A 25,407-nucleotide genomic window follows, 5' to 3' on the forward strand; every position below is an offset into this window, starting at 1 on the left:
CGTGCCGGTCATCCGCGATCTGGCGACCGGCTACCATCTTCCTTCACAGAAGCAGCTCGGGGTTTTCAAGGGCCTCGCGCAGATCGGCCATGAAACGGGCCGCCGCGACGCCGTCGACGATGCGGTGATCCGAGGACAGCGTGAAACTCGCCATCGGCCTGAGCACGATCTCCCCGTTCCGCCCGACCGGCTTGTCGACTGTGCGGCCGATCGCGAGGATCGCGCCCTGCGGCGGGTTGATGATCGCGGTGAACGAGTCGACGCCGTACATGCCGAGATTGGAGATGGTGAAAGTGCCGCCGCCGAGCTCGGCCGGGGTCAGGGTCCGCTTCGCCATGCCCTCGCGCAGCCTCGCGAATTCGCGGGTCATGGCGGGCATGTCCATGGCGCCGGCATCGCGCAGCACGGGCACGACGAGGTCGCCGTCACGCTCCATGGCGATGCCGATATCGATGCGCTCGTGGAAGCGGGTCGCCTCGCCCTCCGTTGAGGCGTTGATCACCGGGTGGTCGCGCAGGATGCGGGCGGCGACGCGGGCGATCAGCACGGTCAGGCTGGGCTTGGGCGCGCCGATGCGTTCGTGGCGCTTGGCGAGGCGACCGAGCAGGTCTCGCGCGGCGCTCATCTCGATCTCGGAGGTCAGATAGAAATGCGGGGCGGTGCGCACGCTTTCGGAGAGGCGGTTCGCGACGATGCGGCGGATGGCGGAGAAGGGCCGCAGCCGGCCTTCGGAAGCGTTCGCCGAGGGGGCCGGCGCGGGGCGCGTCTCCTGCGCCGGGGCGCAGCGCGGACGCTGTTCGAGATGGCGCTTCACATCGGCTTCACTGATGCGTCCGCGCGGGCCGGTGCCGGCCACGGTCTTGAGGTCGAGGCCGTTCTGGCGGGCGATACGCCGGGCAAGCGGGGTCGCGCGCAGGCCGGACGAGGTCTGTGCGACCGCAATCGCCGGCGTGGCCGGCACCTCGGTCTTCGAAACGGATGTGGCAGCCGCCACGGTAGCCGCAGCGGCTGCCGGCTCGGACGGTGTGGTGGCGGCCTCACCGTCGAGGTAGATCCACGCAACAGGTGTTCCGACCGAGATCGGCACGCCGGTCTCGGCCCTGATGTTCCGGATCGCGCCGGTGGCGGGGGCCTCGACCTCCATCACGGCCTTGTTGGTGCCGATCTCGAAGATGGTGTCGCCCTGGCGGACAAGGTCGCCTTCCTTGACATGCCAGGCCTCGATCGTGCCCGTCTCCATGTCCATGTCGACCTTGGGAAGGATGACCTCGACGGGCATCAGGCTTCCCCGCGGCGGACGAGATTGGCGGCGGCGGTGACGATGTCGTCCTCCTGCGGGACGGCCGCCTTCTCCAAAACCGGGTTGTAGGGGATCGGCGAATCCGCGCCCCCGAGCCGGATGATCGGCGCATCGAGGAAGTCGAAGGCCTCGCTCTCGGCGATCATCGCCGAAATCTCGGCGCCGATGCCCATGGTCTTCACGCCCTCGTAGACGACCAGCAGGCGATGCGTCTTGCGCACGCTCTCGGCGATGGTGGTGAAGTCGATCGGGCGGATCGAGCGCAGGTCGATCACCTCCGCCGAGATGCCGTCGCCGGCCAGACGCTCGGCCGCGGCTTCCGCCTTGCGGGCCATGATCGAGGAGCCGACGATGGTCACATCCGTGCCCTCGCGGCGGATCGCGGCCTTGCCGATCGGGACGCGATAGGCTTCCGCCGGGACATGGCCCTTGGTCTTGTAGAGCAGCTTGTGCTCGAAGATCAGGACGGGGTTGGGGTCGTCGATGGCCGCGAGCAGCATGCCCTTGGCGTCATGCGGCGTGCTCGGCTGCAGGGCCTTGAGACCCGGCACATGGGCGAACCAGGCTTCGAGGCTCTGGCTGTGCTGGGCGGCGGCGCCCGTGCCCGAGCCGCCGGGCAGGCGCACGACCATCGGCACGCTCGCCTTGCCGCCGAACATGAAGCGGATCTTGGCCGCCTGGTTGACGAGCTGCTCCATCGCGAGCGTGACGAAATCCGAGAACTGGATTTCGAGCACCGGGCGCATGCCGGTGATCGCCGCGCCGACTGCCGCGCCGGCGATGCCGAGCTCGCTGATCGGGGTGTCGATCACGCGGTCCTTGCCGAAGCGGTGGACGAGATCACCGGAGACGCCGAAGGCGCCACCATAGACGCCGACATCCTCGCCGAACAGGAAGACGCGCTCGTCGGCCTCCATCGCCTGCGCAAGCGCCTCGCGCACGGCCTCGGCATAGGAGAGCTCGCGGATCTCGCTCACGGCTTCGAGCGTGTCAGAGGGCATAGACGTCACGGGTCAGGTCTTTCGGATCGGGGTCCGGGCAGGCGCGGGCGAATTCCACGGCGGCGTCGATGTCGCGCTGGGCGTCCTCTTCGAGCTTCATCAGCGTGGCCGCATCGAAGCGGTCATGCGCCTTGAGCTCGTCCTCAAGCCGCCGGATCGGGTCCTGGTTGCGCCATTCCTCGATCTCTTCCTTGGAGCGGTAGAGATTGCGGTCGCTCTTGGAATGGCCGCGCCAGCGATAGGTCTTGCACTCGATCAGCGAGGGGCCTTCGCCGGAACGGGCGCGCGCGATCGCCAGTTTCGCGACGGCCGCGACGCCGGCGAGGTCGTTGCCGTCGAGGCAATGGCCGGGCATGCCATAGGCTGCCGCGCGATCGGCGACGTTCGCCACCGCCATGGCGCGGCCGATATCCATCGACATGCCGTATTTGTTGTTCTCGCAGACGAAGACGACCGGCAGCTTCCAGATCGAGGCCATGTTGAGCGCTTCGTGGAAGGCGCCTTCGTTCGAGGCGCCGTCGCCGAAGAAGACCATGCAGACCCGGCCGTTCTTCTGCGCCTTGATGCTCATGCCGACGCCGACCGCGATCGGCAGGCCGCCACCGACGATGCCATTGGCGCCGAGATTGCCGCCCTCGACATCGGCAATATGCATCGAGCCGCCGCGACCCTTGCAGTAGCCGGTCTCCTTGCCGAAGAACTCGGCGAACATCAGCTTCGGCTCGGCGCCGCGGGCGATGCAGTGACCATGGCCGCGATGGGTCGAGAGAATGTAGTCGTGCGCTTCGAGCGGCAGCGTCGTGCCGACGGCGCTGGCTTCCTGCCCGATCGAGAGATGCATCGTGCCGTGGATCAGGCCGCGCATATAGCTCGCCTCGGCCGCTTCCTCGAATTTGCGGATCAGGTGCATGCGGGTCAGTGCCTGCGCCACCGTCGCGTCGTCGAGCGCGGCGAGTTCCGGCCGCTGGTTCGGCTTCTGGTCAGCGCTCATGGGTTCAGCGCTCATTCTTGGGCTCCGGAGGTCAGCGCGGCGATCATCGCGTCCTGGGCGCGGCGCACCTCGACGATCTTCAGCCGTTCGTCGGGCGTGGCATCGGCCAGCGTGATGAGTTCGCCCTTGCGGACGGGCCGCGTCATTTTCGCGCCCTGGGCGAGGCCGATCGGGAGCGCCTTGCGCGCCTGCGCATCGGCGCGGGAGAGGGCGAAGCCGCGATAGCCGTATTCGCCGATGGCATCGAGCGTCTCGCCAACCGCGAGATCGCGCTTGGCGACACAGCCGACCTCGGAGGTCGGCACTGGCAGCGGGCGCATATGGCTCTGGTTGAAGATGACGGCGGCGGCGGCCGAGAGCGGCACTTCCAGGCTCGTCAGATGGTAGGGCCGGAAGAAGGAGTAGTACGGGCCGGGGCCGAGATGCAGGTCGTTCATCCGCTCGCGGACGCGGGGATGGCGCATCTCGGCCACGGCGAAGACGCCGGGCGCGACGCCCTTGGCAACGGAAAAGTCGACGACGCCCTTCTGCGAGAGCAGGCCGCCCTCTTCCTTCGGGCAGAAATAGTTCTGCAGCTCGTCCTTCGGTGCGGCCGGGCCGTGCATGCCGGGGATATCCGGCACGAAGCCGCAGGCATTGGCGATGGCGACCATCTCGACCATCGTCTTCGAGCCGTCGACGAACTCCACGAGCATGCGCGGGTTCATGTTCCGACGGGTGGCTTCCTCGACATAATCGGCCGGCACGGCGTCGATGCGGAACGGGTTGTTCTTGCCCTTGCCGGCTGCGACCACCGGATAGCCCATGGCGCGGACGAAATTGATCAACTCCATCGCGGCGGCGGGCTCGTCGCCGGCGCCGAGCGTATAGACCACGCCGGCCTTCGCCGCCTCGACCGCGAGATAGGAGCCGATGGTGATGTCGGCCTCGACATTCATCATCACGATATGCTTGCGCGCGGCGATCGCAGTCAGCGCGACGCGCGAGCCGGCCTCGGGATTGCCGGTGGCGTCGATGATGACGTCGACATGGGGAGAGCGGCAGATCAGATCGAGCGAGGTCGTGGCGGCGATGCGGCCCTTGCGGCGGGCGCCATCAAGCCCGGCCTCGTCGGCGACGGTGTCGACATCGCCCTTGCGCCCGGCGAGCGCGGCGGCCTCCGAAACGCGATCCGGCGCGATATCGGCGATCGCCGCGATCTCGATGCCGGTCATCTGGGAGATCTGGACGACGATGTCGGTGCCCATCTGGCCGGCGCCGATCAGGCCGACGCGGACCGGCTTGCCGGCCCTGGCACGCAATTCAAGGGCTTCGGCCAGGGACAGGCCGGCGACGGGCGCGCCCAAAGGCGGCTGCGGCTGGATCGCGGCCATCGGCACTCTCTCTCCCTAGGACATATGTTCTTATCTAGGAACAAAAGAACATGTCATTCGTCCTGTCAAGCGCACAGATGTTCAAACGGGTTGCCTTGGACGGCGCGATGCGGTGATGCTGGGCCCGACGCCGCGAGGCGATCCGACTGGGAGTGGTGGTGGAAGACGCGTTCGGAGCAGGACAGGTTCAGGGCGAGATGCCGGTGGCGGAGGCGAAGGTCCGCGCCGCCTGGCTCTATTATGTCGAGGGCCTGACGCAGGAGCAGATCGCCGAGGCGCTGGGCTTAAGCCGGATCAAGGTGATCCGCATGCTGGCGGCGGCGCGTTCCGAAGGGCTGGTCAAGATCAGGATCGATGCGCGCTCGGCCCGGCAGGCGGGGCTTGAGCGCGGGCTGGTCACCGCTTTCGGCCTGAAGGAGGCCGTGGTGGTGCCGGCGGCGCGCGATGCGGCGAGCGTCTCTGCGCTGGTCGGCTATGCCGCCGGCCTTTGGCTCTCCGACAAGCTGACCGACAACATGTCGCTGGCGGTGGGCTGGGGGCAGACTTTGCACCTTGCGCTCAGGGGCATGCAGCCGCGCCAGGTCGAGGCGATGTCCGTCGTCTCTCTGCTCGGCGGCCTGACACATTCGCGCAGCATCAATCCCTCGGCGGTGGCGCGCCGCGTCGCCGACATGTTCGGGGCCGATTGCTTCCAGTTGACGGCGCCGGTCTTCGTCTCGAATGCCGAGATCCGCGACGCGCTCTGGCGCGAGCCGACCCTGCGGGATTTGCTCGACCGGGCACGGGCGGCCGATGTCGCGCTGGTCAGCGTCGGCGATCTCGTTCCGGATTCGACACTGTTCCGCGAGGGGCTCCTGCCGCAATCGGATCTCGCCGGCCTGAAGAAGGCCGGCGCGGTCGGCGACCTCGTCTGCCATTTCATCGATGCCGAGGGCGAGCTTGTGGACCATCCGGTCAACCGGCGTATCATGGCGGTGAGTCCGGCCGATCTCAGGGGCATCGGCCTCGTCGCGATCGCGGCGGGCGGTGCCCATAAGGAACATGCGATCCGGGCCGCCTTGCGGGCGAGCGCGGCGAAAGTGCTGATCACGGATGAAGGCGCTGCGGAGGCCTTGCTGGCCGGCAGCGCGAAACAGGCGGCAGAGGGAGCCGAACGGGAAACACGCCATGGCCAATAATTTCGAGCAGTTCGCGCGCAACTCCCTGCAGTTCCGGCCGTCCGACATCCGCCTCATGCTGGAGCGGGTGCATTCCCATGTCGTGAAGCCGCGCATGACGGCCGAGGAATTGCTGGAAGTCGTGCAGGGTCTCGGCTTCGCGACGGTCGAGGCTTTCGGCGATCAGATCGGGCTCGAGCGCCGGACTTCCGAGAGCTGGGCGCGCTACGGATTGTCGCGCGATGCGGCGCAATTGCTGCTGGCGCTCTTGAACTACCGCCAGCGCCTGCTCGACGCGATGGACGATTTCGAAAAGACGACCCAGATTCCGCTGGATGGGTTCTTCGAGAACCAGCAGTTGCCGTAACGCTCTTCGAACGGCGCGGGGTTATCGCTGGTCATCCCGGGCGGAGCGCAGCGGAGACCCGGGATCCATTCCCGAACCTTCACCGGAAGCGCTCCGGAATGGATCCCGGATCGGCGCCGCTTCGCGACTTGTCCGGGATGACGGCGCGTTTCCTTCGCAAACTGCTCAGCAGCAGAAATCGGCGCAGCCGGCTTCCCAGAATGCTTTGCCGGATTCAAGTGCCGGCACGGACGGGCGCGGCTTGCGGCCGGGCAGGTCGGCGGGAACGGGTTTGACCTGCTCCCACCAGCCATGGGCGCATTGCGAGCGGAAGGCCATCTGGTCGGAGATCGAGGTGCCCTCCTGCTCCAGCACGGCGTCGAGCGCGGCGCAGGTTTCGCGCAAACGTGTGTCATGGGCATCGCTCGGAGCATTGGCGTAGTCGTGGAAGGCTTCGGTGAAGCTCTCCATCTCGCGGGCGATATGCGGCCAGTCGCTGCGTCCGAGATTCCAGGCGTCCATCCATTCGCGCACGACCATCTCGACGGCCTCGGTCTTCGGGCTGTCCTTGACCTTGCGGGCGGTGGTCAGCATGTGGCGCATCAGCTCGGCGCGGGCATGGGCATGGCGGGCGCGCAGGGCCGCCTCCTGCATCTGCGCGATGGCTTCCGCCGCTTCCTGCTGCAGCGCTTCGACGAAATGCGGCATGTCCGGGTCTTTCAAGGCAGCGTGGCGAGGCGGTCGATCATCCGCTCGAACAGGTCATGGGCCTTTACGGCCGAAACGACATGGGCATTGGGCTCGCGCCTGAGACGGCCGTTCCAGTCGATCGTAGTGCGCCCGCGCAAGGGGCCGTCACCGGTCTCGATTTCGACGAAGCAATCGCGCCCGTCGAACAATTCCGGCCAGAGCAGGAAGGCGATGACGCAAGGGTCGTGCATCGGGTGGCCGTTCGAGCCGAGCCCGCCGGGACGCGGGCGCGTCAGCATGCCGTGAACCGCCTTGCCTGCTGCGTTGCCGAGCGCGCCGATGCGGGCGACCTGATCATGGCTCGCAATGGCCTGGAGCGTGACGCCGAGGCCGAACATTACGATCGGCCGGCCGCAGCCGAACACGACCGCCGCTGCATGCGGGTCGACATAGGTGTTGAACTCGGCGGCAGGCGTGATGTTGCCCAGCCCGATGGCTCCGCCCATCAGTACGATGCGCCTGACCTTCGGCAGGATATCGGGGGCCAGCCGGAAAGCGAGGGCGAGATTGGTCAGCGGTCCGAGCGGGGAGAGGGTGATGCCGTCCGCAGGCGCAGCGCGGCAGAGATCGATGATCGCCTGCACCGCATGGCCGGGGGCGGCCTCGCTCTTCGGCGCGGGCAGATCGGCGCCGGCGAGCCCATCGGGGCCGCAGACGAACTCGGCCGTTTCGAGGAGGAAGACCAGCGGCCCCTCGGCGCCGCGATGAACGGGGATGTCGTCGCAACCGGCGAGATCGCGGATGCGCAGGGCATTCGCTGTCGTCTGCGCGACCGGGACATTGCCGGCGACCGTGGTGATCGCCCTGAGATTGATCCGCTCGGCACTGGCGAAGGCGAGCAGCAGGGCGACGGCATCGTCCTGACCGGGATCGGTGTCGATGACGATAGGTTCGCGCATCTCAGGCCGCCCTGGCGTTGCCGGCCATGATCATATGGGCGATGTCGTCGGCAGTGAGATCGCCGAGCGGCCGATCCACATATTTGCGGCCGGCGCCCATGATCACGACGCGGTCGGCCAGCGCCACCACGTCGCGCATGTTGTGGCTGATCAGGATGACGGTGCGGCCGTCCGCCTTGAGCTTGCGGATCAGGTCGAGGACGAGCGCGCTTTCCTTGACGCCGAGCGCGGCGGTGGGTTCGTCCATGATGATGATCTCGGCATTCCAGCGCAGTGCGCGGGAGATCGCGACCGCCTGTCGCTGGCCACCCGAGAGCCGCTCGACCGGCCGGCTCATGTCGGTGACGGCGGCGGAGAGCTGGGAGAGATAGCGCTGCGATTCCGCGATCATCTTCTTCTTGTCGAGGATGCGCAGGAAGGGCAGCAGCACGGGCTTGGTCAGTTCCGAGCCCATGAAGACGTTCTGGGCGATGGAGAGGCGCGGCGCCAGCGCGAGATCCTGGTAGATCGTCGCGACGCCGTTCTCCAGCGCGTCATGCGGCGAGGCGAAGGTGACCGGCCTGCCGTGCAGGCTGATCGTGCCGCTCGTCGCCTCCTCGGCGCCGGAGATCACCTTGATCAGGCTCGATTTGCCGGCACCGTTGTCGCCGCAGAGCGCCACGACCTCGCCCTTGAAGATGTCGAGATCGACATCGCGGACGGCGACGACCGGGCCGTAGGCCTTGCCGATGCCGCGCAGCGAGAGGAGGGGAGAAGGAAGAGCGCTCACTTCTTCAGGAACTGCTGGACGTTGTTCTTGTCGACCAGCACGGCTTCCGTGAAGAGATACGGGCCCGACGTGATGCTCTCCTTCGGCTTCTTGTCGACGACGATCGCCTGGATCGCATCGACAGCCTGTTTGCCCATCTCGTCGAAGGGCACGGCCACCGTCGCCATGAAGGTCGAGTTCGGATCGGCGATGCGCTCGTAGCTCTCCTTGCCGCCATCGACCGAGACCAGCGGGATCTGGCCCTTCTTCACGCCCTGCGCCTGCAGGAGATCGTCGATGATATAGGCCTGACCGTCGAAGGAGGCCCAGATGCCGTTGATCTTGCCCTGGTTCTGCAGGAGCAGCGCCTGCATGCCGGCGCGGACATCGTCGCGCCAGCTTTGGGTGCGGGCCATCGAGAACTTGCCGAGTTCCTTCACCGCCTGGTTCTCGGCGAGGACGGCGTCGAGCAGGCGGCCACGGATGCGCGAGGCGACGTTGAGGTCGAAGCGGGCCGAGACGATGTTGCCCTGATAGCCGAGCTGGCCGAGCAGATAGAGCGCGGCATCGGCGCCGACCTTGTACTCGTTGGTCTGGATGTCGAAGAGCGCATGCGGGCTGGAGCCTGACTGCACTGTGATCACGGGGATCTTGGCGTCCTTCGCCGCCTTGAACTGGGCGTCGGCCTCGACCGGCTTGCCCATGGCGATGATGATGGCGTCGACCTTCTTGGCGATCAGCGCGTCGAACTGCTCGGCATGCTTGGGCAGCGCGCCTTCCGAGTTCAATAGCGTGACGTTCCAGCCCTTGGCCTTGGCCGCGGCGGCAGCGGCATTGGCGACGCGGGCATGCGTCTCGGAGGTGAACTGGAAGCCGATGATGCCGAGCTCGAAGGCGCTCGCGGACTGGCCGAGCGCGACGAGCGCGGCGGCGGCCACCAGCATTTTCCTGAAACCGAACATGAAACCAACTCCCCTCGTTCTGCTTGTTGTCGTCGAAATCAGACCTTGAACGCTGCCTTCTTCATCGCGCTGGCCGAGAAGGCGACGGAGCCGATGATGATCGCGCCGAGCACGATGTCCTGGATGTAATAGGGCGCGCCCATCAGAACCAAGCCGTTGCCAAGCACCTTGAGCACCAGCGCCGCAAAGACCGTGCCGGGGATATTGGGCTTGCCGGGCTCGAACATGGTCATGCCGAGCAGCACGGCGGCGATGGCATAGAGCAGGTAGTCGCCTGCCATGTTCGGCGCGGCCGAGGACAGGTTGGCGGCGAGCAGCATCGCCATGAGGCCGGCGAAGACGCCCGAGAGCAAAAGGCCGATGCGCTTCATCCGGGCCGTGGCGATGCCGGCGAGCCGCGCTGCCTCGTCCGCCTCGCCGGTCGCGACCATATGCGCGCCGGTCCGCGTCCATTTGACGAGGCCCCAGGCGAAGAGCGTCGCGCCCGTCATCCAGAGCACGAGATTGGGGATGCCGAAGGAGTAGCCGCGGGCGAGCCCGGTGAAGCCGACCGGCCAGCGCCCGACGAAGGCGACGCCCTGCGTGATCATGAAGGCGAAGCCCTTGGCGATCGCCGCGGTGCCGAGCGTCATGATGAGCGAGGGGATGCGCAGCACGGTGACGCCGTAGCCGTTCAGGGTGCCGAGCACGATGCCGACGCCGAGGGCCGCCGATACCGCGACGGCGGGCGGATATTGCGCATGGACCAGCCAGCCGCAGACGACCGCCGCGAGGCTCGCCATTTCCGCGACGGAAAGGTCGAGTTCGGCCACCGTGAAGGCCAGCGCGAAGCCGAGCGCGAGGATGGCGAGGAAGCTCGTATCCTTCAGCACGTTGATGATGTTCATCGTGCTGGCGAAATTCGGCGCGAAGATCAGGAAGAACAGGATCAGCGCGAGGCCGGCGAGCGCCGTGCCGTAGCGTCCGATCAGTTCGCGCGGGTCGATGCGGCCCAAGCTCAGCTTCCCTTCTTCGCGACCCTGCGCGCCGGCGCCGGTCCTCGAATCGCCGGCATGGTCAGTCCTTTACGTCGGGCTTGCGGGGTTGGCGAGGCCGGGCAACGCGGCCGTGTCCTGCGCCAGCGCGACGAGATCGGCAGAGATCGGAGCGAGTGCCGCTTCGCTCTGCCGATAGAGGGCGTAGAGCGCGTTATAGGCCGGGCGGCGGGCGGGGTCGGGCTCGTAGCGCCTGCTGATCGTGACGAGTGCATCCTGTGCTGCCTCCAGCGAGGCGAAGCGGCCAAGCCCCGTCCAGGCGATGATCGCCGCGCCGAGCAGGCCGGGTTCCCTGGCCGCACCGACCGCGATCGGACGGCCGCAGATATCGGCCTTGACCTGCGCCCAGACCGGATTGGCCGCGGCGCCGCCGCCGAAGCGGATTTCGTCGACGCGATTGCCGAGCGCTCCCTCCGCCCGCTCCAGCACGAGCCGGTTCTGGCAGGCAACGCCTTCGAGCACGGCATAGGCGAGATCGGTCGGCCCGTGCCGGCGGCCGAGTCCGATGAAGGCGCCGCGCAGGTTCGGGTCCCAATAGGGCACGCGCTCACCCTGCAGATAAGGCAGGAAGAGCAGCGGCTGCGGGTGGCGCCGGCCGGCAAGGAGCCCGTCGATCGTCTCGCCGACATGGCTTGCGCCGCCGAGCAGACCGGCGAGCCAGGCGGCGGTGTCGGCGCCGTTCTGGCTGGGGCCGCCGAGATGCCAGAGGCCGCGCCAGTCGACGGAGATCAGCCCTTCGGCTTCCGCCTGATCAGGCCCGAGCACACCGAGAACCTCGGTGGTGCCGGAGATGTTGTAGGCATAGCCCGGCCGTAGCGCGCCAAGCCCTGCGACAGCCGCCCAGGTATCGTTGCAGCCGCAGAAGACGGGGATGCCGGCGAGCCTGTCGAAGGGGGCGGGCAGACCGGCTTGAACGAAGGCGACGATCTCGATGGGCTCGAGGATCGTGGGGATCACGCCCGGCGGCAGCCCGACGGCATCAAACCCCGAGCGGCCATCGACGCTATCAGCGCAGGCGATCAAGCGCGCGAGCGAGACCGGATCGCTCGCGCGCCGGCCCGTCAGGCAGAAATTCAGGTAGTCCTTGGGCTCCAGCACGCTGACCAGCGCACGGGCGTTCTCCGGTTCGTTCTCGGCCAACCAGGCGAGGCGCGCGAGCGGGTGGAAGGCGTTGATGCGGACGGCCTCGGGATGATCGGTCAGCGCCTCCCGCAGGCGGGCGGCGATGCCGTCCGAGCGCGCGTCCTTCCAGGTCATGGCGGGGCGCAGCTCTTTGCCGTCGCGATCGAGGAAGACCTGCGTCCGGGTCACGCCGCAGATCGCGATGCCACGGACGCTCGCGAACAGCTCCGGCGCCTGCTCGGCGAGCTTGCCGGCGGCTTCGAGCAACTGTGCCCACCAGGCCTGCGCGGCGACTTCCGAGCGGTCGAGACGATCGTTCAGCGCCGGGCCGGGCACGGCATGCTCGGCCTGTGTCGTTCCGCGATCGTCGATCAGCGCGGCGCGGAAGCTGCTGCCGCCGAGATCGCAGGCGAGGACGACGTTCATCGTCCGGCCCCGGCCAAGACGAGACGGCGAGAGGAGGGGACAGCAGGTTTCACGAAGCGACCTTCAGGCATCGACCCTTGGAGCGTCATAAATCGCCTGCAAGTCAAGGATGCCTCGTTCAGGCAGCGCGCTTTGCAGCCTTCAGGATGTCGTCGACCAGCCTTTGCGAGGCCAGCGCTTCCTCGCCGGTGACGACGGGGTCGCGGCCCTGCTCGATCGCATCGAGGAAATCGGCGATGACGGCGCGGTGGGCGTCATGCGGGAAGTCCATGATGTTGGCGCCGCTGCCGGTCGAGCCCTCAGCCTCGACGATTTCCTCGCGCCCGTCGAGGAAGGCGAGGCGCAAACGCCCGCCGATCAGCGCGGCGAAGCCCTTGGTGCCGGTGATCTCGATGCGCTCGGGGTAGCCGGGATAGGCAGCGGTGGTCGTGACCAGCGTGGCAGGAGCGCCGTTGCCGGTTTCAAGCAGTGCGGAGACATAGTCCTCGGTCTCCATGCGGTGGAGCGCGGTGGTGCGGGCCTGTGCCGCCACAACGCGGGAGACGCCGACGAGCGAGCGGAACAGGTCGAGCGAATGGATCGCCTGCGTCAGCAGCACGCCGCCGCCATCGCGGGCGAGCGTACCGCGGCCCGGCTCGTCGTAATAGCTTTGCGGGCGCCACCAGGGCACGGAGAGGAAGGCGGCTTCGATCGTGCCGAGCTCGCCGGATTGCAGGGCCGCCTTCAGGCGCAGGCTCGCCGGGCGGAAGCGGTGCTGCAGGGTCACGCCGAAGGTCTTGGCGGTCCGGCGCGCGGTATCGACGAGGCGCTGGCCGCGCTCGCTGGTCAGCTCCAATGGCTTCTCGACCAGAACATGTTTGCCGGCTTCGAGGCACAAAGCGGATACATCGAGATGGCTCGATGGCGGCGTCAGTACGATGCAGGCATCGACTGCCGGATCGGCCAGAACGGCATCGAGATCGGTCGTGGTCGGGAAGGGGAATTGTCCGGCATAGGCCTTGGCGCGGTCCGGCGTGCGGCTCACGGCCCAGCGCGTCTCGGCGCGATCGGCGAGGTCGAGCAGGCTTTTCGAATGCGGCAGGGAAGCGGGGCCGAGCCCGATCACGGCGATGCCGAGCTTGCGTGTCATGTCAGGTGGTCCCCATTCTCATTCGATCATTCCACCGTGGTCATCCCGGACAAGCCGCGGAGCGGCGGCGATCCGGGATCCATGCCGGAGCGTTCCCGGCGAAGGTTCAGGCATGGATCCCGGGTCTCCCTTCGGTCGCCCGGGATGACAGCGTTCAGGTTACTCGTGAGCGTGCCGGCAGCCAGGCGGCCTTGGCCTGCGCCTCCAGCGCGAGCCGGCAGACGGTGAAGGCGTGGCGCTGGCTCATCGCGGTTTCGCTGCGGTTGGCGATATCGGCGACCAGATTGCGGAAATAGGTCAGTGGCTCACCGGCAGCATCGATATGGCGGGTACCGGCCTTGTCGACGAGGAAGACATGGTCGGTGCCGGAGCGGCTGGCGATGTCGACATATTTGCGCAGTTCGATCGTGCCTTCGGTGCCGAGGATGGTGAGGCGCCCGTCGCCCCAGGTCGGCAAGCCATCGGCCGTGAACCAGTCGACGCGGATATAGCCGCTGGCCCTGTCGCTGCGCAGCAGGACTTCGCCGAAATCCTCGAAACCAGGCAAGTCGGGCACGCCGAAATGCCCGACGCCGGAGGCGACGACCTGCGCATCGTGGGAGCCGGTGAAGTGCAGGAACTGGTCGATCTGGTGCGAGGCGATATCGGTGAGGATGCCGCCATAGTTGCGCTTGTCGAAGAACCAGCCCGGCCGGATTGCGCGGTTCAGCCGATGCGGGCCCATGCCGAGTGTCTGGACGACGCGGCCGATCGTGCCGTCCGCAATCAATTTGCCGGCTATAATCGTTGCCGGCACGGTGAAGCGCTCGGAGAAGCAGATCGAGAAGATGCGACCGGTCTCCGCGACCACCTGCTCGACGGCGGCGAGCTGGTCGAAATCGGTGACGCCGGGCTTGTCGACCATGACGTCCTTGCCGGCCCGCATGGCGCGGATGGCGATCGTGGCCCGCTCCGCCGGAATCGCGGCGCAGACGATCAGGTCGATCGCGGGATCGTCGATCAGCCGCTCGGCCGTGCTCTCCGGCAGATCGGGGAAACGCTCGCGGAAGCCCGAGAGGACGCGCTCGTCGCCGGTCGCGGGATCGAAGCCGACGCAGGTCGCGCCGGCTTCGAGGAGACCACCGACCATATGGTAGATATGGCGGTGGTCGAGGCCGATGGCGGCAAAGCGCATGGTTATTGCGGTGCGTTGTGGCCGACGCCGATTTCCTGGTCCCAGCGCCGGAAGGCGGCGACGAGACGCTCGGGCGTCAGCGGCGGGCGGGTCGGCAGGCTGGTGATCAGCCCGTCATATTCTGGCCGGCCGTATTCGGCGAGGATGTCGCGGCTCTCCTGCGGCGCCATGGCGAGCGTGACGCCCTTGATCGCTGGGCCCGGATAGAAATAGCCCTTGTCATAGGTCACGGCCTGGGCTTCCGGCTTCAGCATATGGGCCATCAGCGCGACCAGCGCCGGCATCTTGTCGGCGGGGACGCCCTTGGGGATGCACATGAACTGGGTGTCGGGGATCCAGTGCGTGTTGGCGAGGACGAAGACCTTGGCCTCCTTCGGCACGATGCCGAGCACGCGCGGGTTGATGTCCCAGCCGAGCGTCGAGACGATGACGTCGCGGGTGCCTTCGCCGAGCTCCTTCATCGTCGCGGCGGTGCCGCCTGGATAGTAGTCGACGCCGGTGCCGAGCTCCTTGAGATAGGCCCAGGTCTTGTCCCAGCCCTTCATCGGATCGGTCGGGTCGGCATCGCCGAGGATGTAGGGCAGGCCCTGCAGCCAGGTCCAGCCGGGGCCGGAATTGACGGGCCGCGCATAGGTGAAGCGCTTCGGGTTCTGCTTGACATAGGCGAGCAGGTCCGCGGCTGTCTTCGGCGCGGTCTTGAGCCGCTCGGGCGCATATTCGAAGAGCGGGCCCGAGGGCGAATAGACCACCGCGACGCCTTCGTTCTGGCCGAAATTGCGCTGCATCATCAGCGCCTGCTCGTGATAGACGTCCTCCGGCTTCGGCAGGTCCTTGGCATGGGACTTCCAGACATCGACCCAGAGCCCCTGCTGGATGCCGTCCGACATGGCGCCGGGGCCGGTCAGCACGAGGTCGATATCGACGCGATTGGCCTGCTGCTGCGCCTTGAGCTTGGCCGGCAGTTCCGGCGAGGGCGCGCGCGAGAAATTCAGGCGCGAGATCAGCTTCGGATTGTCCTTGGCGAATTTCTCGATTGCCGTCTGCGTCAGCTGCAGGTTGCCGGCGACATCGATGATGTTGAGGGCGACGGGCGCGCTTTGGGCCAGCGCTCCGCCGGCCTTCAATGCAGCGAGGCCGGCCGCTCCGGCCATGACGGTGCGACGTGTCGGATGGGTCATGATCTCTCCCTGGGTTGAGCTCTCTTTTGCGATGCCGAGAGCGGCATCCGGAGCATTTGACTGGGATACTAGTGCACCACTTTTCGGCGCGCCACCAGATTCGGCGGCATGGCGGATACCGTACCGGGACATGGCGAGCGGCGTGGATCAGGCCTGTTCGAGCAGGAGAGCTTCGGTCGCGCGGCTGAGCAGCGGCGCGGCGGCGCCGTGAATCTCATAGAGATGGCTGGCGGGCGCGCCGGCAAGATCGGGCACGGCGAAGCCGTCCATGGTGCCTTCCGCCCGGAACAGCGTGTTGAACCGGGCCCAGAGCTGCGGATTGGCGGAAAAGGGGCCGCTGACCGCGATCCGCGCCGGGAACAGCATGCGGCAGGCATTGGCGAGCGCACGGGCCACCAGTTCCACCGCCGTTTCCATCTCGGGCAATGACAGGAGATCGAGGCCGGCGAGCTGCCGGGCAAGCCGGATCTCGTCCTGGTCGAGATCGGGCCAGTGCTGGCGCAGGGCGGGAAGCAGCGACCAGAGCGCGGCCCCGGTTTCCAGGCAGGCGGTATTGCCGCAGCCGCAGCGCCGCCCGTTCAGCGCGGCGAGGCGCCAATGGCCGATCTCGCCGAAGGAGCCGGTCGGGGCGAAGGGCTCGCCATCGACCGCATAGGCGAGGCCGACGCCCCAGCCCCAGTGCAGCAGGATCGTGCCGCCCGCGAAATTCTCGGGCTCGCGGGCGGCACGGGCGCGCAATTCCGCATCGAGATTGCGGCAGATCGTGACCGGCCCGGCCACGGGCGCGAGCACGGAGGCGATGTCGAGCCCGCGCATGCGCGGCCAGCGCGAGGCCAGCAACCATTGCCCCTGCTTCAGGTCGATCAGGCCGGAGAGCGAGACGGCGGTGCCGGCATGGCTCATGCCCGGCGGCATCGCGTCGAGGAGATCGCGGGCCAGCTCCGCCATCACGGTGGCGATTGCGGCATTGTCGGCATCGCCCGCGATCGGGCGGCGGCGCTCGGCGACGAGATGGCCGTTGAGATCGACCAGCGCGCCGGAAAGCGACTGACTGGAGACATAGATCACGGAAGCGCCGATGCGGCGCGTATGAGCGACGAGGATCGCCGGAGGCCGTCCGCGCCCGCTCGCCTCGCCGACGGCCTCGATGACGAGGCGACGCGCGATGAGATCGCCGACGACGCGCGAAACGCTGGTCGAGCGCAATTGCAGGATGCGGCCGATATCGGCGCGGGAATGGGCCTCGCCATTGAGGATCAGCCGGTAGATCCGGGCGCAGTCCCGGTCATGGGCAAGCGCGAGGCGGGTTTCGTCGAGCGTCAGCAGGGACAAGGCAGGCTCTATTCGGAACGGTTGCGTTCAAAATTAATCGTTGCGTTTCGGACGAAGCTTCATAAGCTCGTTCTCAGAATATCGGAAAATTACTGGCATAAAAGGTTCAAAATTCGATGATCGAGATGCATCTCGCCTCCGATAAGGACGAGCTCGGCCGGCAGGCGGCGGCGCTGGGCGCGCAGGCGATCCGCGACGAGCTCGCCCGCCATGGCGCGGCGACGATCATCGTGGCGACGGGCGCCAGCCAGTTCGAGATGCTGAACCATCTGGTTGTGGCCGGGGGCATCGACTGGTCGAAGGTCACGGCCTTCCATCTCGACGAATATGTCGGCCTGCCCGAGAGTCACCCGGCGAGCTTCCGGCGTTATCTGCGCGAGCGCTTCATGGCGCCGCTGAAGAATGCGCCGACCTTCATTCCGGTCGACGGCGAGGGCGATCCCGCGGCGGCGGTGAAGCAGCTGAACCGGCAGATCGCGGGCAAGCGCATTGCGGTCTGCTTTGCCGGGTTCGGCGAGAACTGCCACCTCGCCTTCAACGACCCGCCGGCCGATTTTGACACCGAGGAACCCTATCTCGTCGTCAATCTCGACGATGCCTGCCGGCAGCAGCAATTCGGCGAGGGCTGGTTCCCGAGCTTCGAGGACGTTCCGCAGCAGGCGATCTCGATGAGCATCCGCCAGATCCTGAAGAGCGAATTGATCGTGCTGTCCGTCTCCGACACGCGCAAGGCCGCGGCGACGAAGGCGGCGCTGGAAGGGCCGGTCAGCAATCTCAGCCCGGCCTCGATCCTGCAGACGCATAAGCGGACGGTGCTGTTCATCGATCCGCCGGCCGCCTCCCTGCTGAGCCGGAAGGGCTGACCATGCATACGCCCGGTCTCGTCGATCTGCAGGTGAACGGCTTTGCCGGGTTGGATTTCAATTCCGGCACGGTGACCCCAGCCGAGCTCGACCGGGCGTTGGAGGCGATGCTGGCGACGGGCGTCACCACCTGCCTGCCGACCATCATCACCGCCCATCCGCATGAGCTGGAGGAGCGCTTCCGCGCGCTCGATGCGGCGGTGACGGGCAGCCGGCTCGGGCCATTGATGTGCCCGGCCTATCATCTCGAAGGCCCGTTCCTGAACCCGTCTGCCGGCTATTGCGGCTGCCATCCGCCGGAAGCGATGACGGCGGCGAGCCCGGACCTGATCGCCAATCTCGAAGGGCTTTTGTCGCGGCCGATCCTGATGGTGACGCTGGCGCCGGAGATCGAGGGCGGCATCGCGCTCGCCGGCAAGCTCGCCCGCATGGGCAAGGTCGTCGCGATCGGCCATTCCGCTGCCGATTTCGACATCGTCGCGGCCGCCGCCGATGTGGGGGTGACACTCTCGACCCATCTCGGCAACGGCCTGCCGCAGGACCTGCCCAAGCTGTCGAACGCGCTCTTCGCCCAGCTCGGCGAGGACCGCATGATGGCGGGCTTCATCGCCGACGGCATCCATCTGCCGCCGAAGGCGCTGAAGAGCCTCATCCGGGCCAAGGGTTTCGAGCGCTCGATCCTCGTCACCGATGCCGTGGTCGCGGCCGGCGCGACGCCCGGCCGCTACAGCTTCGCCGGCATGCCGGTCGAACTGCGGGCCGACGGGTCGGTCTATCAGGTCAATGGCAGCTCGCTGGCGGGCTCGGCCCTCAAGCTCGACGATGCCGTCCGCAATGTCGTCGCCTGGGGCATTGCGACGCCGGCCGAGGCGGTCGCGATGGCCTCAACCCATGCGCTGGCCTGCATCGCCGATGCGCTGGCCGTCGCCGGAATCACCTTGCCGGAGAGCGCCATCGACTGGTCAGCGGATCTCCGGGTTCGCAGCGTGCGCGTCGGCGACGAGCGCCGCGACTTCGCCGCCGAGGCGGCTGCCTGAAGACGTCATCAACCAACGAAAAGGGGAGAAGCATGAGCGAATTTTCAAAGGGCGTGGATCGCCGCACCGTCCTCGGTGGGCTCGGCGCGCTGACACTCGGCGGCACCGGAGCGCGGGCGGCCGTTCCGGCGCTGCCCTCGGCGCCGGTCGGAATCAACATCATCGATGTCGGCGGTGCGCTCGCGCTGATGCAGCAGGCCTTCGACGACTACCGCACCAACAATCCCAAGCTCGTCTCGCGCATCACCTATGTGAAGGCGCCGGCGCCGGAGCTGGCGAGCAAGATCAAGGCGCAGCAGGATGCCGGCCGCGCCGATCTCGATCTCGTTCTCACCGGCTCGGACGGCCTTGCGGCGGGTCTCGAGCAGAATCTCTGGCTCAAGATCTTCCCGGATTTCGCCGAGAAGTTCCCGAATATCGAGCAGAATTACGAGCCGGCGGCGCTCAACCTGCACAAGGTGCAGGGCGCGGGCTTCGGCGCGGTGGTGAACTACTATCCGTCCGGGCCGCTGCTCGAATACATGCCCGACCGCGTCAAGCAGGTGCCGACCACGGCCGAGGAATTGCTCGCCTGGGCCAAGGCCAATCCCAACAAGTTCATGTATGCGCGCCCGACCAATTCCGGGCCGGGGCGCACCTTCATGATGGGCCTGCCCTATATCCTCGGCGACAAGGACCCGCAGGACCCCGTCAATGGCTGGGACAAGACCTGGGCCTATCTGCAGGCGATCGGCGAGTATATCGAGTACTATCCGGCCGGCACCGGCGCGACGATGAAGGAATTCGGCGACGGCTCGCGCGACATCATCATCTCGACCACGGGCTGGGACATCAATCCGCGCGCGCTCGGCATCGTGCCGAAGGAAGCCAAGATCCAGACGCTGAAGGGCTTCCACTGGGTCTCGGACGCCTTCTTCATGTGCGTGCCGAAGGGCATTCCGAACGATCGCCTCGCCGTCGTGCTCGACATTATGGCGCATGTGCTGACGCCGAAGATGCAGGCCTATTCCTATGACGAGGGCTATCTCTATCCGGGCCCGGCGGTGAAGGACGTGCCGCTGTCGCTGGCGCCGAAGCGCAGCCAGGAGGTGATCGCGGAGTTCGGCCGGCCCGAATATGCCGATCTCATCGCCAAGAACCCGATCGAACTGCCGCTGAAGCCCGACAAGATGGTCGTCGCCTTCCGCAAATGGGACGAGCTGGTCGGCGCCAAGCGCAAGCGCTGATAGCGCCTCGCTTCCTTCGCTCCGCCGCCGTGGAGCGAGAGAAAGGCCCGGAAACCATCGACGGTGCCGCCACCGAAGATGGGTTCCGGGCCGATTTGTTCGAACCTCAGCGTATCCCAATCCTATAGCGAAACGCGCCGTCATCCCGGGCTTGACCCGGGATCCATCGAAGGGCGCAGAACTCTACGATGGATCCCGGATCGGCGCCGCTTCGCGGCTTGTCCGGGATGACGCGGTGGTTCCGTGCCGGATCGGCTGGCTCAGCCTGTGATTTTCTTGTCGTTATCGGTTCTTCTCCAGAAGAGCCTGACGCCTCCCTCGGAGGTGCTCTCCAAGCCTGGGACGGCTGCGAGGAGCTTCTGGGTGTAGGGGTGTTTGGGGTTGTCGAAGATGTCGTCGCGGGGGCCTTCCTCGACGATGCGGCCGTCCTGCATGACGATGACGCGGTCGGCGACCTGCTCGACCACGCCGAGATCGTGGCTGATGAACAGGCAGGAGAAGCCGTGCTTCTTCTGGAGCTCGTCGAAGAGCTCGAGCACCTGGGCGCGGACGGTGACGTCGAGCGCCGAGACCGGCTCGTCGGCGATGACGAAGCTCGGCCGGCGCACGATCGCGCGGGCAATCGCGATGCGCTGGCGCTGGCCGCCCGAGAGCTCGTGCGGATAGCGCTCGGCGAAGCCGTCGCCCAGGCCCACCTCGGCCAGCACCTCGGCGACGCGCGCCTTGCGGTCGGCCGGGCTCATGTCGGGCACGAGGCGCAAGGGTTCCGCCACGAGCTGCCGGATGGTCATGCGCGGATCGAGCGAGGAATAGGGGTCCTGGAAGACCATCTGGCAGTTCAGCCGGTAGTCCCAGTAGGCCGTCTCGCTCTTTTCGATCGGCTTGCCGTTGAAGCGGATCTCGCCGCCGGCCGGCTTGACCAGCCCCGCGATCGACTGGCCGAGCGTGGTCTTGCCCGAGCCCGAGCCGCCGACCACCGCGACGACCTCGCCCGGCTTGACGTCGATGCTGATGCCGTGCAGCGCGCGCTTGGCCTCACCCTTGCGGAACAAGCCCTGCCGGCCGGGATATTCGACGATGAGGTCGCGCACCGCGACGATCGGCGTCTTCACCTCCGGCAGCAGGCGGGCCGGCAGGCGATGCGGCATCGCCGAGAGCAGCTTGCGGGTATAGGGGTGTTGCGGCCGGGCGAGGATGTCCTCGCTTGCGCCCTGCTCGACCACGTCGCCCTGGCACATCACGACGATGCGGCTGCAATAGCGCGCGACCATGCCGAGATCATGCGAGATCAGCAGCACGGCGGTGTCGTTGGCCTTCGTCAGCTCGACCATCAGCTCCATCACGTCGCGCTGGACGACGGCGTCGAGCGCGGTGGTCGGCTCGTCCGCCAGCAGCAAAGCCGGCTTCAAGAGCATCACCGAGGCCAGCATGATGCGCTGGCGCATGCCGCCGGAGAACTGGTGCGGATAGGCGGTGAGCGCCCCTTCCGGATCGCGCAGGCCGACGCTTCTGAGCATGTCGAGGATCAGCGCCCGGCGCTGGCTTGCATCGAGCTTGCGGTGCAGCGCCAGCCCCTCGTCGAGCTGGCGCCCGATCAGCATCGAGGGGTTGAGCGAGGTCATCGGCTCCTGGAAGACCATGCCGACCTTGGCGCCGCGCATGGTGCGCAGGTCCTTCGGGCTCATCGCCATGACGTCCTGGCCGTCGAAGCGGATCGTGCCGCCCTCGAGCCGGACCGCCGGCGGGATGAAGCCCATCACGGCCCGCGCCGCGAGCGTCTTGCCTGAGCCGGATTCGCCGACGATGCCGACGATCTCGCCGGGGAAGACCTGGAAAGAGACGTCGTTGACGACGGTCCGGCCGGAGCCGCCGATCTTCAAGGTGAGGTTCGCGACGTCGAGCAGAGGTGCTGTTTTGGTCATCGCGAGCCCCTCATCCGCGGGTCGAGCCGGTCGCGCACGGCGTCGCCGAGCAGGTTGATGCCGAGCAGGGTCAGCGAGATGGCGAGGCCCGGGAAGATGCCGAGCCAGACGGCCTGGCCGATATAGGGCCGGGACCCCGCCAGCATGTTGCCCCAGGTCGGGGCCGGCGGCGGCACGCCGAGGCCAAGGAAGGAGAGCGCGCTCTCGGCCAGCAGGACATAGCCGAACATCGAGGTCGCCAGCACGGTGAGCGGCGCGATGCAGTTCGGCAGGATATGGCGGGCCATGGTGAAGCCCTCGGAGTTGCCCATCACGCGCGAGGCCGCGATGAACTCGCGCTCGCGCAGCGACAAGACGGTGCCGCGCACGACGCGGGCGACCGACGGCGTATAGGCGATGCCGAGTGCGACGATGATGCCGTATTTGTTGGCGCCGACGACCGCGAGCAGGCCGAGCGCCAGCAATATGCCGGGGAAGGCGAGCAGCGCATCGTTGAAGGCCATGATGATGCGGTCGGTCCAGCCGCGCATATAGCCGGAGAACAGGCCGATCAGCGTGCCCATGACGACGGCGAGCGTCACGGTCAGGATCGAGATCCAGACCGAGGTCGCCGCACCCGCCATCAGGCGGGAGAGCACGTCGCGGCCGAACTCGTCGGTGCCGAGCCAGTGCAGCGCGCTGGGAGCGGCGAGCTTCTCGCGGAAGGAGAGCTTCAGCGGATCATAGGGCGTCCAGAGCGCGCCGGTGCCGGCGACCGCGAGCAGGATGCCGATCAGTGTGCCGCCGACGATCGCGTTGGGGGCGGGGAGTTTCATGCGGCGCCGGCTCCTCGTTGGATTGCTGCCGCTGACGGTGCTGTCGCTGCTCATTGCGCGGTCACCCTTGGATCGAAGACCGGGTAGCAGAGGTCGATGACGAGGTTCACCAGCACATAGGTGAAGGCGACGAAGAGCATGCAGCCCTGGATCACCGGATAGTCGCGGGCGAAGATCGCATCGACGAGCAGGCGGCCCAGGCCGGGGATGGTGAAGACGGTCTCGACCACCGCGATGCCGCCGAGCAGGTTGCCGAGCACGAGGCCGATCAGCGTCCAGGTCGGGCCGAAGGCGTTCTTGAAGGCATGGCGCCAGAGCACGGCGCCCTCCGACAGGCCCTTGGCGCGGGCATGGGTGATGTAGTCGAGCCGGAGCACCTCCAGCGTCGAGGCGCGCGCCATGCGCAGGATCACGCCGATCTCGTGCAGGAACAGCGTCAGGATCGGCATGACCAGGTAGAGGATGCCGGCCCAGGGGTTCTCCGCGATCGAGACATAGCCGACGACCGGCAGCCATTCGAGCTTGAGGCCGAAGAACAGGAGCAGCAGGAGGCCCAGCCAGAAGGTCGGGATCGAGAGCAGCAAGGTCGCGGTGGCGACGAGGCCGAGATCGAGCGCGGAGTCCTGCTTCCAGGCGGCGATGACGCCGGCCGGCACCGCGACGCAGCTCGCCAGCAAGACCGCGACCAGCACGATCTGGGCGGAGACCCAGAAGCGCTGCAGGATCAGCGGCAGAACCGCCTGCTGCGACGAGATCGACTGGCCGAAATCGCCGGAGAGCACATTGCCGATCCAGATGCCGAACTGCGCCGGCAGAGACTGGTCGAGCCCGAGCCGGGCCCGCAGATCCGCCAGGCTCGCCGGCGTCGCCAGGTCCCCCAGCATCAACTGCGCCGGGTCACCCGGAATCAAACGGATCAAAACAAACACCGACACCGCAACAATCAAAAGCGTCGGTAAAGCCATGGCGATCCGCGTCAGCGCAAATCGAAACATCGAAGGCCCTCCCAAGCCTTGGAAACCGGCCCCGTCTCACGACGAAGCCGGCAATCGCCTCACTTCGCGACGCTGACTTCCCAGAGGCGCAGCTGCGACGCCCAGGGCGTCACGCCGCTGACCTTCTTGGAATGGGCGACGATGTCGAGGTCGTTATGGGTGAAGATGGTCGGGACCTCGTTGATGAAGCGCTTGTGCAGCTCGTCGAAGATCTTCTGGCGCTCGGCGGTATCGGTCACCACCATCGACTTCTGGATCAGGGCGAGCGCTTCCGGCTCCTCCCAGATCTTGCGCGGCTGCTTGTCCTTCGGGCCGGCGATCTGCTCGAACCCGAGCGCGGGGTCGAAGCGGCTCGAATAGGAGAAGGACTGCATCTGGTAATTGCCCTTGTTGTAGCGATCCAGCTGCGTCGCCCATTCAAGCACCTCGATCTCGGCATTGATGCCGGCCGCCTGCATCATCGCCTGGGCGATGACGGCGGTGTTGAAGCTCGGCACCGAGGAGCGCTTGTTGGCGAGGATCGTGATCTTCTCGCCCTTGTAGCCGGCCTTCTGGAGCAGGGCCTTGGCCGCGGCCGGATCGTATTTGAAGCCCTGCTTCTGGACGTCGCCGAAATATTTCGAAGTCAGGTAGACCGGCGAGTTGTTGGGCTTGCCGAGGCCGTTGGTGACGTTGGCGACGAGCTCGGGGAAATCGATCGCGGCGGCGATCGCCTGGCGCAGGGCCTGGTTCTTCATGACGGGATCGCGCGTCTGGATGATCAGGCTGTGGCGCACCGGGTTCGGCGCGATGGCCAGCGTCAGGTTCGGAGCGTTCTTGAGGTCGGGCACATCCGATTCCGGCATCAGCGCCATGTCGAGCGAGCCCGCGAGCAGGCCGGCCTTCACGGTCGCCGCATCGGGAATGACCATGAAGCGGGCTTCCTTCACCAGCGGGCGCTTCGAGCCGATATAGCCGTCGCGCTTGTCGCCCTTGGGCGAGACATACTGGTCGAAGGCGAGGAGTTGGACCGACTGGGCGCGCTTCCACTCGCCGAGCATGAAGGGGCCGGTGCCGATCGGCTTGTCCCAGCTGCCATCGGCCTTGACCGAGTCCTTGTGGATCACGGCGGTGCCGCCGCAATCGGCGCGGGCGAGCGAGTCGAGGAAGAGGCCGTTCGGCTCGTTGATCTCCATCACGACGGTGTCGGCATCCGGGGCCGAGGTCTTCTCGACCTTGAGGCCGTTGCGTCCGTCGAAATCGGAGAGGCAGCGCCAGTCGGTCTTCGGATCCATGTAGCGGTTCCAGCTCCACAGCACGTCGGCCGAGGTCATGGTCGCGCCATTGTGGAACTTCACGCCCTTGCGCAGGCGGAAGGTGTAGGTCTTGCCGTCGGGCGAGATCTCGACCTTCTCAGCCAGCAGCGGGCCGACCGAGCCGTCCTCGGCATAGCCGACGAGGCCCTCGACCATGTGCAGCACGACGGAATCGGTGTTGCCATCGCGATTCACGCCCGGATTGGTCGAGCGGATATCGGCGTTCAGCACGGCCGTCAGCGTCTGGGCCTGGAGAGCGCCGGCCGAGAGGGCGAGCGCGGCGGCGGAGACAAGGAGGCGCTTCATGATGGTTCCCCTGTTGTCGTTATGGT

General features: G+C 67.1%; 23 protein-coding genes. 5 read left to right on the forward strand and 18 right to left on the reverse strand.

Translation table 11 applies throughout. From position 1 onward, the window contains the following. Positions 1-43: 43 nt before the first annotated feature. Genes WFK61_RS03885 through WFK61_RS03900 form a run of 4 tightly spaced genes read right to left on the reverse strand, consistent with a single transcriptional unit; the run spans position 44 to position 4,665 of the window. A complete protein-coding gene (locus WFK61_RS03885) occupies positions 44-1,279 on the reverse strand; it encodes a dihydrolipoamide acetyltransferase family protein (protein WP_336810220.1) in 1,236 nt (411 codons plus the stop codon). After that, positions 1,279-2,301 (reverse strand): alpha-ketoacid dehydrogenase subunit beta, encoded by a 1,023-nt coding sequence (locus WFK61_RS03890; RefSeq protein ID WP_336810221.1) that lies wholly within the window; start codon positions 2,299-2,301, stop codon positions 1,279-1,281. Before WFK61_RS03890 ends, WFK61_RS03885 begins: the two co-directional genes overlap by 1 nt. Further along, the gene (locus WFK61_RS03895) at positions 2,291-3,307 is read right to left on the reverse strand and encodes a thiamine pyrophosphate-dependent dehydrogenase E1 component subunit alpha (RefSeq protein ID WP_442896258.1); all 1,017 of its coding nucleotides are present in this window, start codon (positions 3,305-3,307) and stop codon (positions 2,291-2,293) included. The genes WFK61_RS03890 and WFK61_RS03895 overlap by 11 nt, the downstream gene beginning before the upstream one ends. Continuing rightward, positions 3,304-4,665 (reverse strand): NAD(P)H-dependent oxidoreductase, encoded by a 1,362-nt coding sequence (locus WFK61_RS03900; protein ID WP_336810222.1) that lies wholly within the window; start codon positions 4,663-4,665, stop codon positions 3,304-3,306. Before WFK61_RS03900 ends, WFK61_RS03895 begins: the two co-directional genes overlap by 4 nt. Positions 4,666-4,823: 158 nt before the next feature. Between WFK61_RS03900 and WFK61_RS03905 the strand changes: the two genes are divergently transcribed. Both WFK61_RS03905 and WFK61_RS03910 read left to right on the forward strand, forming a co-directional pair. Further along, entirely contained in the window at positions 4,824-5,843 is a 1,020-nt protein-coding gene (locus tag WFK61_RS03905; protein ID WP_336810223.1) for a sugar-binding transcriptional regulator, read from the forward strand. Further along, entirely contained in the window at positions 5,833-6,189 is a 357-nt protein-coding gene (locus WFK61_RS03910) for a hypothetical protein (protein WP_257733518.1), read from the forward strand. The genes WFK61_RS03905 and WFK61_RS03910 overlap by 11 nt, the downstream gene beginning before the upstream one ends. A 165-nt stretch (positions 6,190-6,354) precedes the next feature. On the opposite strand, the gene WFK61_RS03915 is transcribed toward WFK61_RS03910, so the two are convergent. The 10 genes from WFK61_RS03915 to WFK61_RS03960 all read right to left on the reverse strand — a co-directional run bounded on the left by WFK61_RS03915 (position 6,355) and on the right by WFK61_RS03960 (position 16,922). Next, positions 6,355-6,876: a hypothetical protein gene (locus WFK61_RS03915; protein ID WP_336810224.1), complete on the reverse strand. Its 522-nt coding sequence runs from the start codon at positions 6,874-6,876 to the stop codon at positions 6,355-6,357. A gap of 11 nt (positions 6,877-6,887) precedes the next feature. Continuing rightward, positions 6,888-7,817: a nucleoside hydrolase gene (locus WFK61_RS03920; protein WP_336810225.1), complete on the reverse strand. Its 930-nt coding sequence runs from the start codon at positions 7,815-7,817 to the stop codon at positions 6,888-6,890. A gap of 1 nt (position 7,818) precedes the next feature. Next, positions 7,819-8,586 carry an ATP-binding cassette domain-containing protein gene (locus WFK61_RS03925; protein WP_336810226.1) on the reverse strand — a complete coding sequence of 256 codons (768 nt, stop codon included), beginning with the start codon at positions 8,584-8,586 and terminating at the stop codon, positions 7,819-7,821. Further along, complete coding sequence (locus tag WFK61_RS03930; RefSeq protein ID WP_336810227.1) at positions 8,583-9,527, reverse strand: sugar ABC transporter substrate-binding protein; 945 nt, start codon at positions 9,525-9,527, stop codon at positions 8,583-8,585. Before WFK61_RS03930 ends, WFK61_RS03925 begins: the two co-directional genes overlap by 4 nt. Positions 9,528-9,565: 38 nt before the next feature. Beyond that, positions 9,566-10,522, reverse strand: a complete 957-nt coding sequence (locus tag WFK61_RS03935; RefSeq protein WP_336810228.1) for an ABC transporter permease — start codon at positions 10,520-10,522, stop codon at positions 9,566-9,568. A 69-nt stretch (positions 10,523-10,591) separates the two neighbouring features. Then, positions 10,592-12,109, reverse strand: a complete 1,518-nt coding sequence (locus WFK61_RS03940; protein WP_336810229.1) for a xylulokinase — start codon at positions 12,107-12,109, stop codon at positions 10,592-10,594. A 118-nt stretch (positions 12,110-12,227) separates the two neighbouring features. Beyond that, on the reverse strand, positions 12,228-13,238 hold the full coding sequence (locus WFK61_RS03945; protein WP_336810230.1) for a Gfo/Idh/MocA family protein: 1,011 nt from the start codon (positions 13,236-13,238) through the stop codon (positions 12,228-12,230). 154 nt (positions 13,239-13,392) lie between these two features. Continuing rightward, positions 13,393-14,412: a Gfo/Idh/MocA family protein gene (locus WFK61_RS03950; RefSeq protein WP_336810231.1), complete on the reverse strand. Its 1,020-nt coding sequence runs from the start codon at positions 14,410-14,412 to the stop codon at positions 13,393-13,395. Between the two features lie 2 nt (positions 14,413-14,414). After that, the gene (locus WFK61_RS03955) at positions 14,415-15,590 is read right to left on the reverse strand and encodes an extracellular solute-binding protein (RefSeq protein ID WP_336810232.1); all 1,176 of its coding nucleotides are present in this window, start codon (positions 15,588-15,590) and stop codon (positions 14,415-14,417) included. Between the two features lie 147 nt (positions 15,591-15,737). Beyond that, positions 15,738-16,922 (reverse strand): ROK family protein, encoded by a 1,185-nt coding sequence (locus WFK61_RS03960; RefSeq protein WP_336810233.1) that lies wholly within the window; start codon positions 16,920-16,922, stop codon positions 15,738-15,740. 116 nt (positions 16,923-17,038) lie between these two features. On the opposite strand from WFK61_RS03960, the gene WFK61_RS03965 reads away from it, so the two are divergent. From WFK61_RS03965 to WFK61_RS03975, 3 genes are read left to right on the forward strand one after another with little or no spacing between them, the layout of a single operon-like run. Continuing rightward, positions 17,039-17,785 carry a glucosamine-6-phosphate deaminase gene (locus WFK61_RS03965; RefSeq protein WP_336810234.1) on the forward strand — a complete coding sequence of 249 codons (747 nt, stop codon included), beginning with the start codon at positions 17,039-17,041 and terminating at the stop codon, positions 17,783-17,785. Positions 17,786-17,787: 2 nt separating this feature from the next. Continuing rightward, on the forward strand, positions 17,788-18,822 hold the full coding sequence (locus WFK61_RS03970; protein ID WP_336810235.1) for an N-acetylglucosamine-6-phosphate deacetylase: 1,035 nt from the start codon (positions 17,788-17,790) through the stop codon (positions 18,820-18,822). 32 nt (positions 18,823-18,854) lie between these two features. Continuing rightward, the gene (locus tag WFK61_RS03975) at positions 18,855-20,048 is read left to right on the forward strand and encodes an extracellular solute-binding protein (RefSeq protein ID WP_336810236.1); all 1,194 of its coding nucleotides are present in this window, start codon (positions 18,855-18,857) and stop codon (positions 20,046-20,048) included. Between the two features lie 260 nt (positions 20,049-20,308). Here WFK61_RS03975 and WFK61_RS03980 read toward each other — a convergent pair whose 3' ends face one another. The 4 genes from WFK61_RS03980 to WFK61_RS03995 are packed head-to-tail and all read right to left on the reverse strand — an operon-like array spanning position 20,309 to position 25,381. Then, the gene (locus tag WFK61_RS03980) at positions 20,309-21,970 is read right to left on the reverse strand and encodes an ABC transporter ATP-binding protein (RefSeq protein WP_336810237.1); all 1,662 of its coding nucleotides are present in this window, start codon (positions 21,968-21,970) and stop codon (positions 20,309-20,311) included. Continuing rightward, positions 21,967-22,785 (reverse strand): ABC transporter permease, encoded by an 819-nt coding sequence (locus WFK61_RS03985; RefSeq protein ID WP_336810238.1) that lies wholly within the window; start codon positions 22,783-22,785, stop codon positions 21,967-21,969. Before WFK61_RS03985 ends, WFK61_RS03980 begins: the two co-directional genes overlap by 4 nt. Positions 22,786-22,835: 50 nt before the next feature. After that, on the reverse strand, positions 22,836-23,780 hold the full coding sequence (locus tag WFK61_RS03990; protein ID WP_336810239.1) for an ABC transporter permease: 945 nt from the start codon (positions 23,778-23,780) through the stop codon (positions 22,836-22,838). A 59-nt stretch (positions 23,781-23,839) separates the two neighbouring features. Continuing rightward, complete coding sequence (locus tag WFK61_RS03995; protein WP_336810240.1) at positions 23,840-25,381, reverse strand: ABC transporter substrate-binding protein; 1,542 nt, start codon at positions 25,379-25,381, stop codon at positions 23,840-23,842. Positions 25,382-25,407 lie beyond the last annotated feature (26 nt).

Source organism: Allobosea sp. MMO-172 (assembly GCF_037147855.1).
GTDB lineage: Bacteria > Pseudomonadota > Alphaproteobacteria > Rhizobiales > Beijerinckiaceae > Allobosea.

Excerpts from the sequence above, each read along its gene's own strand:
- WFK61_RS03895 (WP_442896258.1), bottom strand. The coding sequence starts at position 3,307 with ATGAGCGCTGAACCCATGAGCGCTGACCAGAAGCCGAACCAGCGGCCG.
- WFK61_RS03940 (WP_336810229.1), bottom strand. The coding sequence starts at position 12,109 with ATGAACGTCGTCCTCGCCTGCGATCTCGGCGGCAGCAGCTTCCGCGCC.
- WFK61_RS03950 (WP_336810231.1), bottom strand. The coding sequence starts at position 14,412 with ATGCGCTTTGCCGCCATCGGCCTCGACCACCGCCATATCTACCATATG.
- WFK61_RS03995 (WP_336810240.1), bottom strand. The coding sequence starts at position 25,381 with ATGAAGCGCCTCCTTGTCTCCGCCGCCGCGCTCGCCCTCTCGGCCGGC.
- WFK61_RS03885 (WP_336810220.1), bottom strand. The coding sequence starts at position 1,279 with ATGCCCGTCGAGGTCATCCTTCCCAAGGTCGACATGGACATGGAGACG.
- WFK61_RS03915 (WP_336810224.1), bottom strand. The coding sequence starts at position 6,876 with ATGCCGCATTTCGTCGAAGCGCTGCAGCAGGAAGCGGCGGAAGCCATC.
- WFK61_RS03970 (WP_336810235.1), top strand. The coding sequence starts at position 17,788 with ATGCATACGCCCGGTCTCGTCGATCTGCAGGTGAACGGCTTTGCCGGG.
- WFK61_RS03930 (WP_336810227.1), bottom strand. The coding sequence starts at position 9,527 with ATGTTCGGTTTCAGGAAAATGCTGGTGGCCGCCGCCGCGCTCGTCGCG.
- WFK61_RS03975 (WP_336810236.1), top strand. The coding sequence starts at position 18,855 with ATGAGCGAATTTTCAAAGGGCGTGGATCGCCGCACCGTCCTCGGTGGG.
- WFK61_RS03910 (WP_257733518.1), top strand. The coding sequence starts at position 5,833 with ATGGCCAATAATTTCGAGCAGTTCGCGCGCAACTCCCTGCAGTTCCGG.
- WFK61_RS03890 (WP_336810221.1), bottom strand. The coding sequence starts at position 2,301 with ATGCCCTCTGACACGCTCGAAGCCGTGAGCGAGATCCGCGAGCTCTCC.
- WFK61_RS03955 (WP_336810232.1), bottom strand. The coding sequence starts at position 15,590 with ATGACCCATCCGACACGTCGCACCGTCATGGCCGGAGCGGCCGGCCTC.
- WFK61_RS03990 (WP_336810239.1), bottom strand. The coding sequence starts at position 23,780 with ATGTTTCGATTTGCGCTGACGCGGATCGCCATGGCTTTACCGACGCTT.
- WFK61_RS03985 (WP_336810238.1), bottom strand. The coding sequence starts at position 22,785 with ATGAAACTCCCCGCCCCCAACGCGATCGTCGGCGGCACACTGATCGGC.
- WFK61_RS03920 (WP_336810225.1), bottom strand. The coding sequence starts at position 7,817 with ATGCGCGAACCTATCGTCATCGACACCGATCCCGGTCAGGACGATGCC.
- WFK61_RS03965 (WP_336810234.1), top strand. The coding sequence starts at position 17,039 with ATGATCGAGATGCATCTCGCCTCCGATAAGGACGAGCTCGGCCGGCAG.
- WFK61_RS03945 (WP_336810230.1), bottom strand. The coding sequence starts at position 13,238 with ATGACACGCAAGCTCGGCATCGCCGTGATCGGGCTCGGCCCCGCTTCC.
- WFK61_RS03900 (WP_336810222.1), bottom strand. The coding sequence starts at position 4,665 with ATGGCCGCGATCCAGCCGCAGCCGCCTTTGGGCGCGCCCGTCGCCGGC.
- WFK61_RS03980 (WP_336810237.1), bottom strand. The coding sequence starts at position 21,970 with ATGACCAAAACAGCACCTCTGCTCGACGTCGCGAACCTCACCTTGAAG.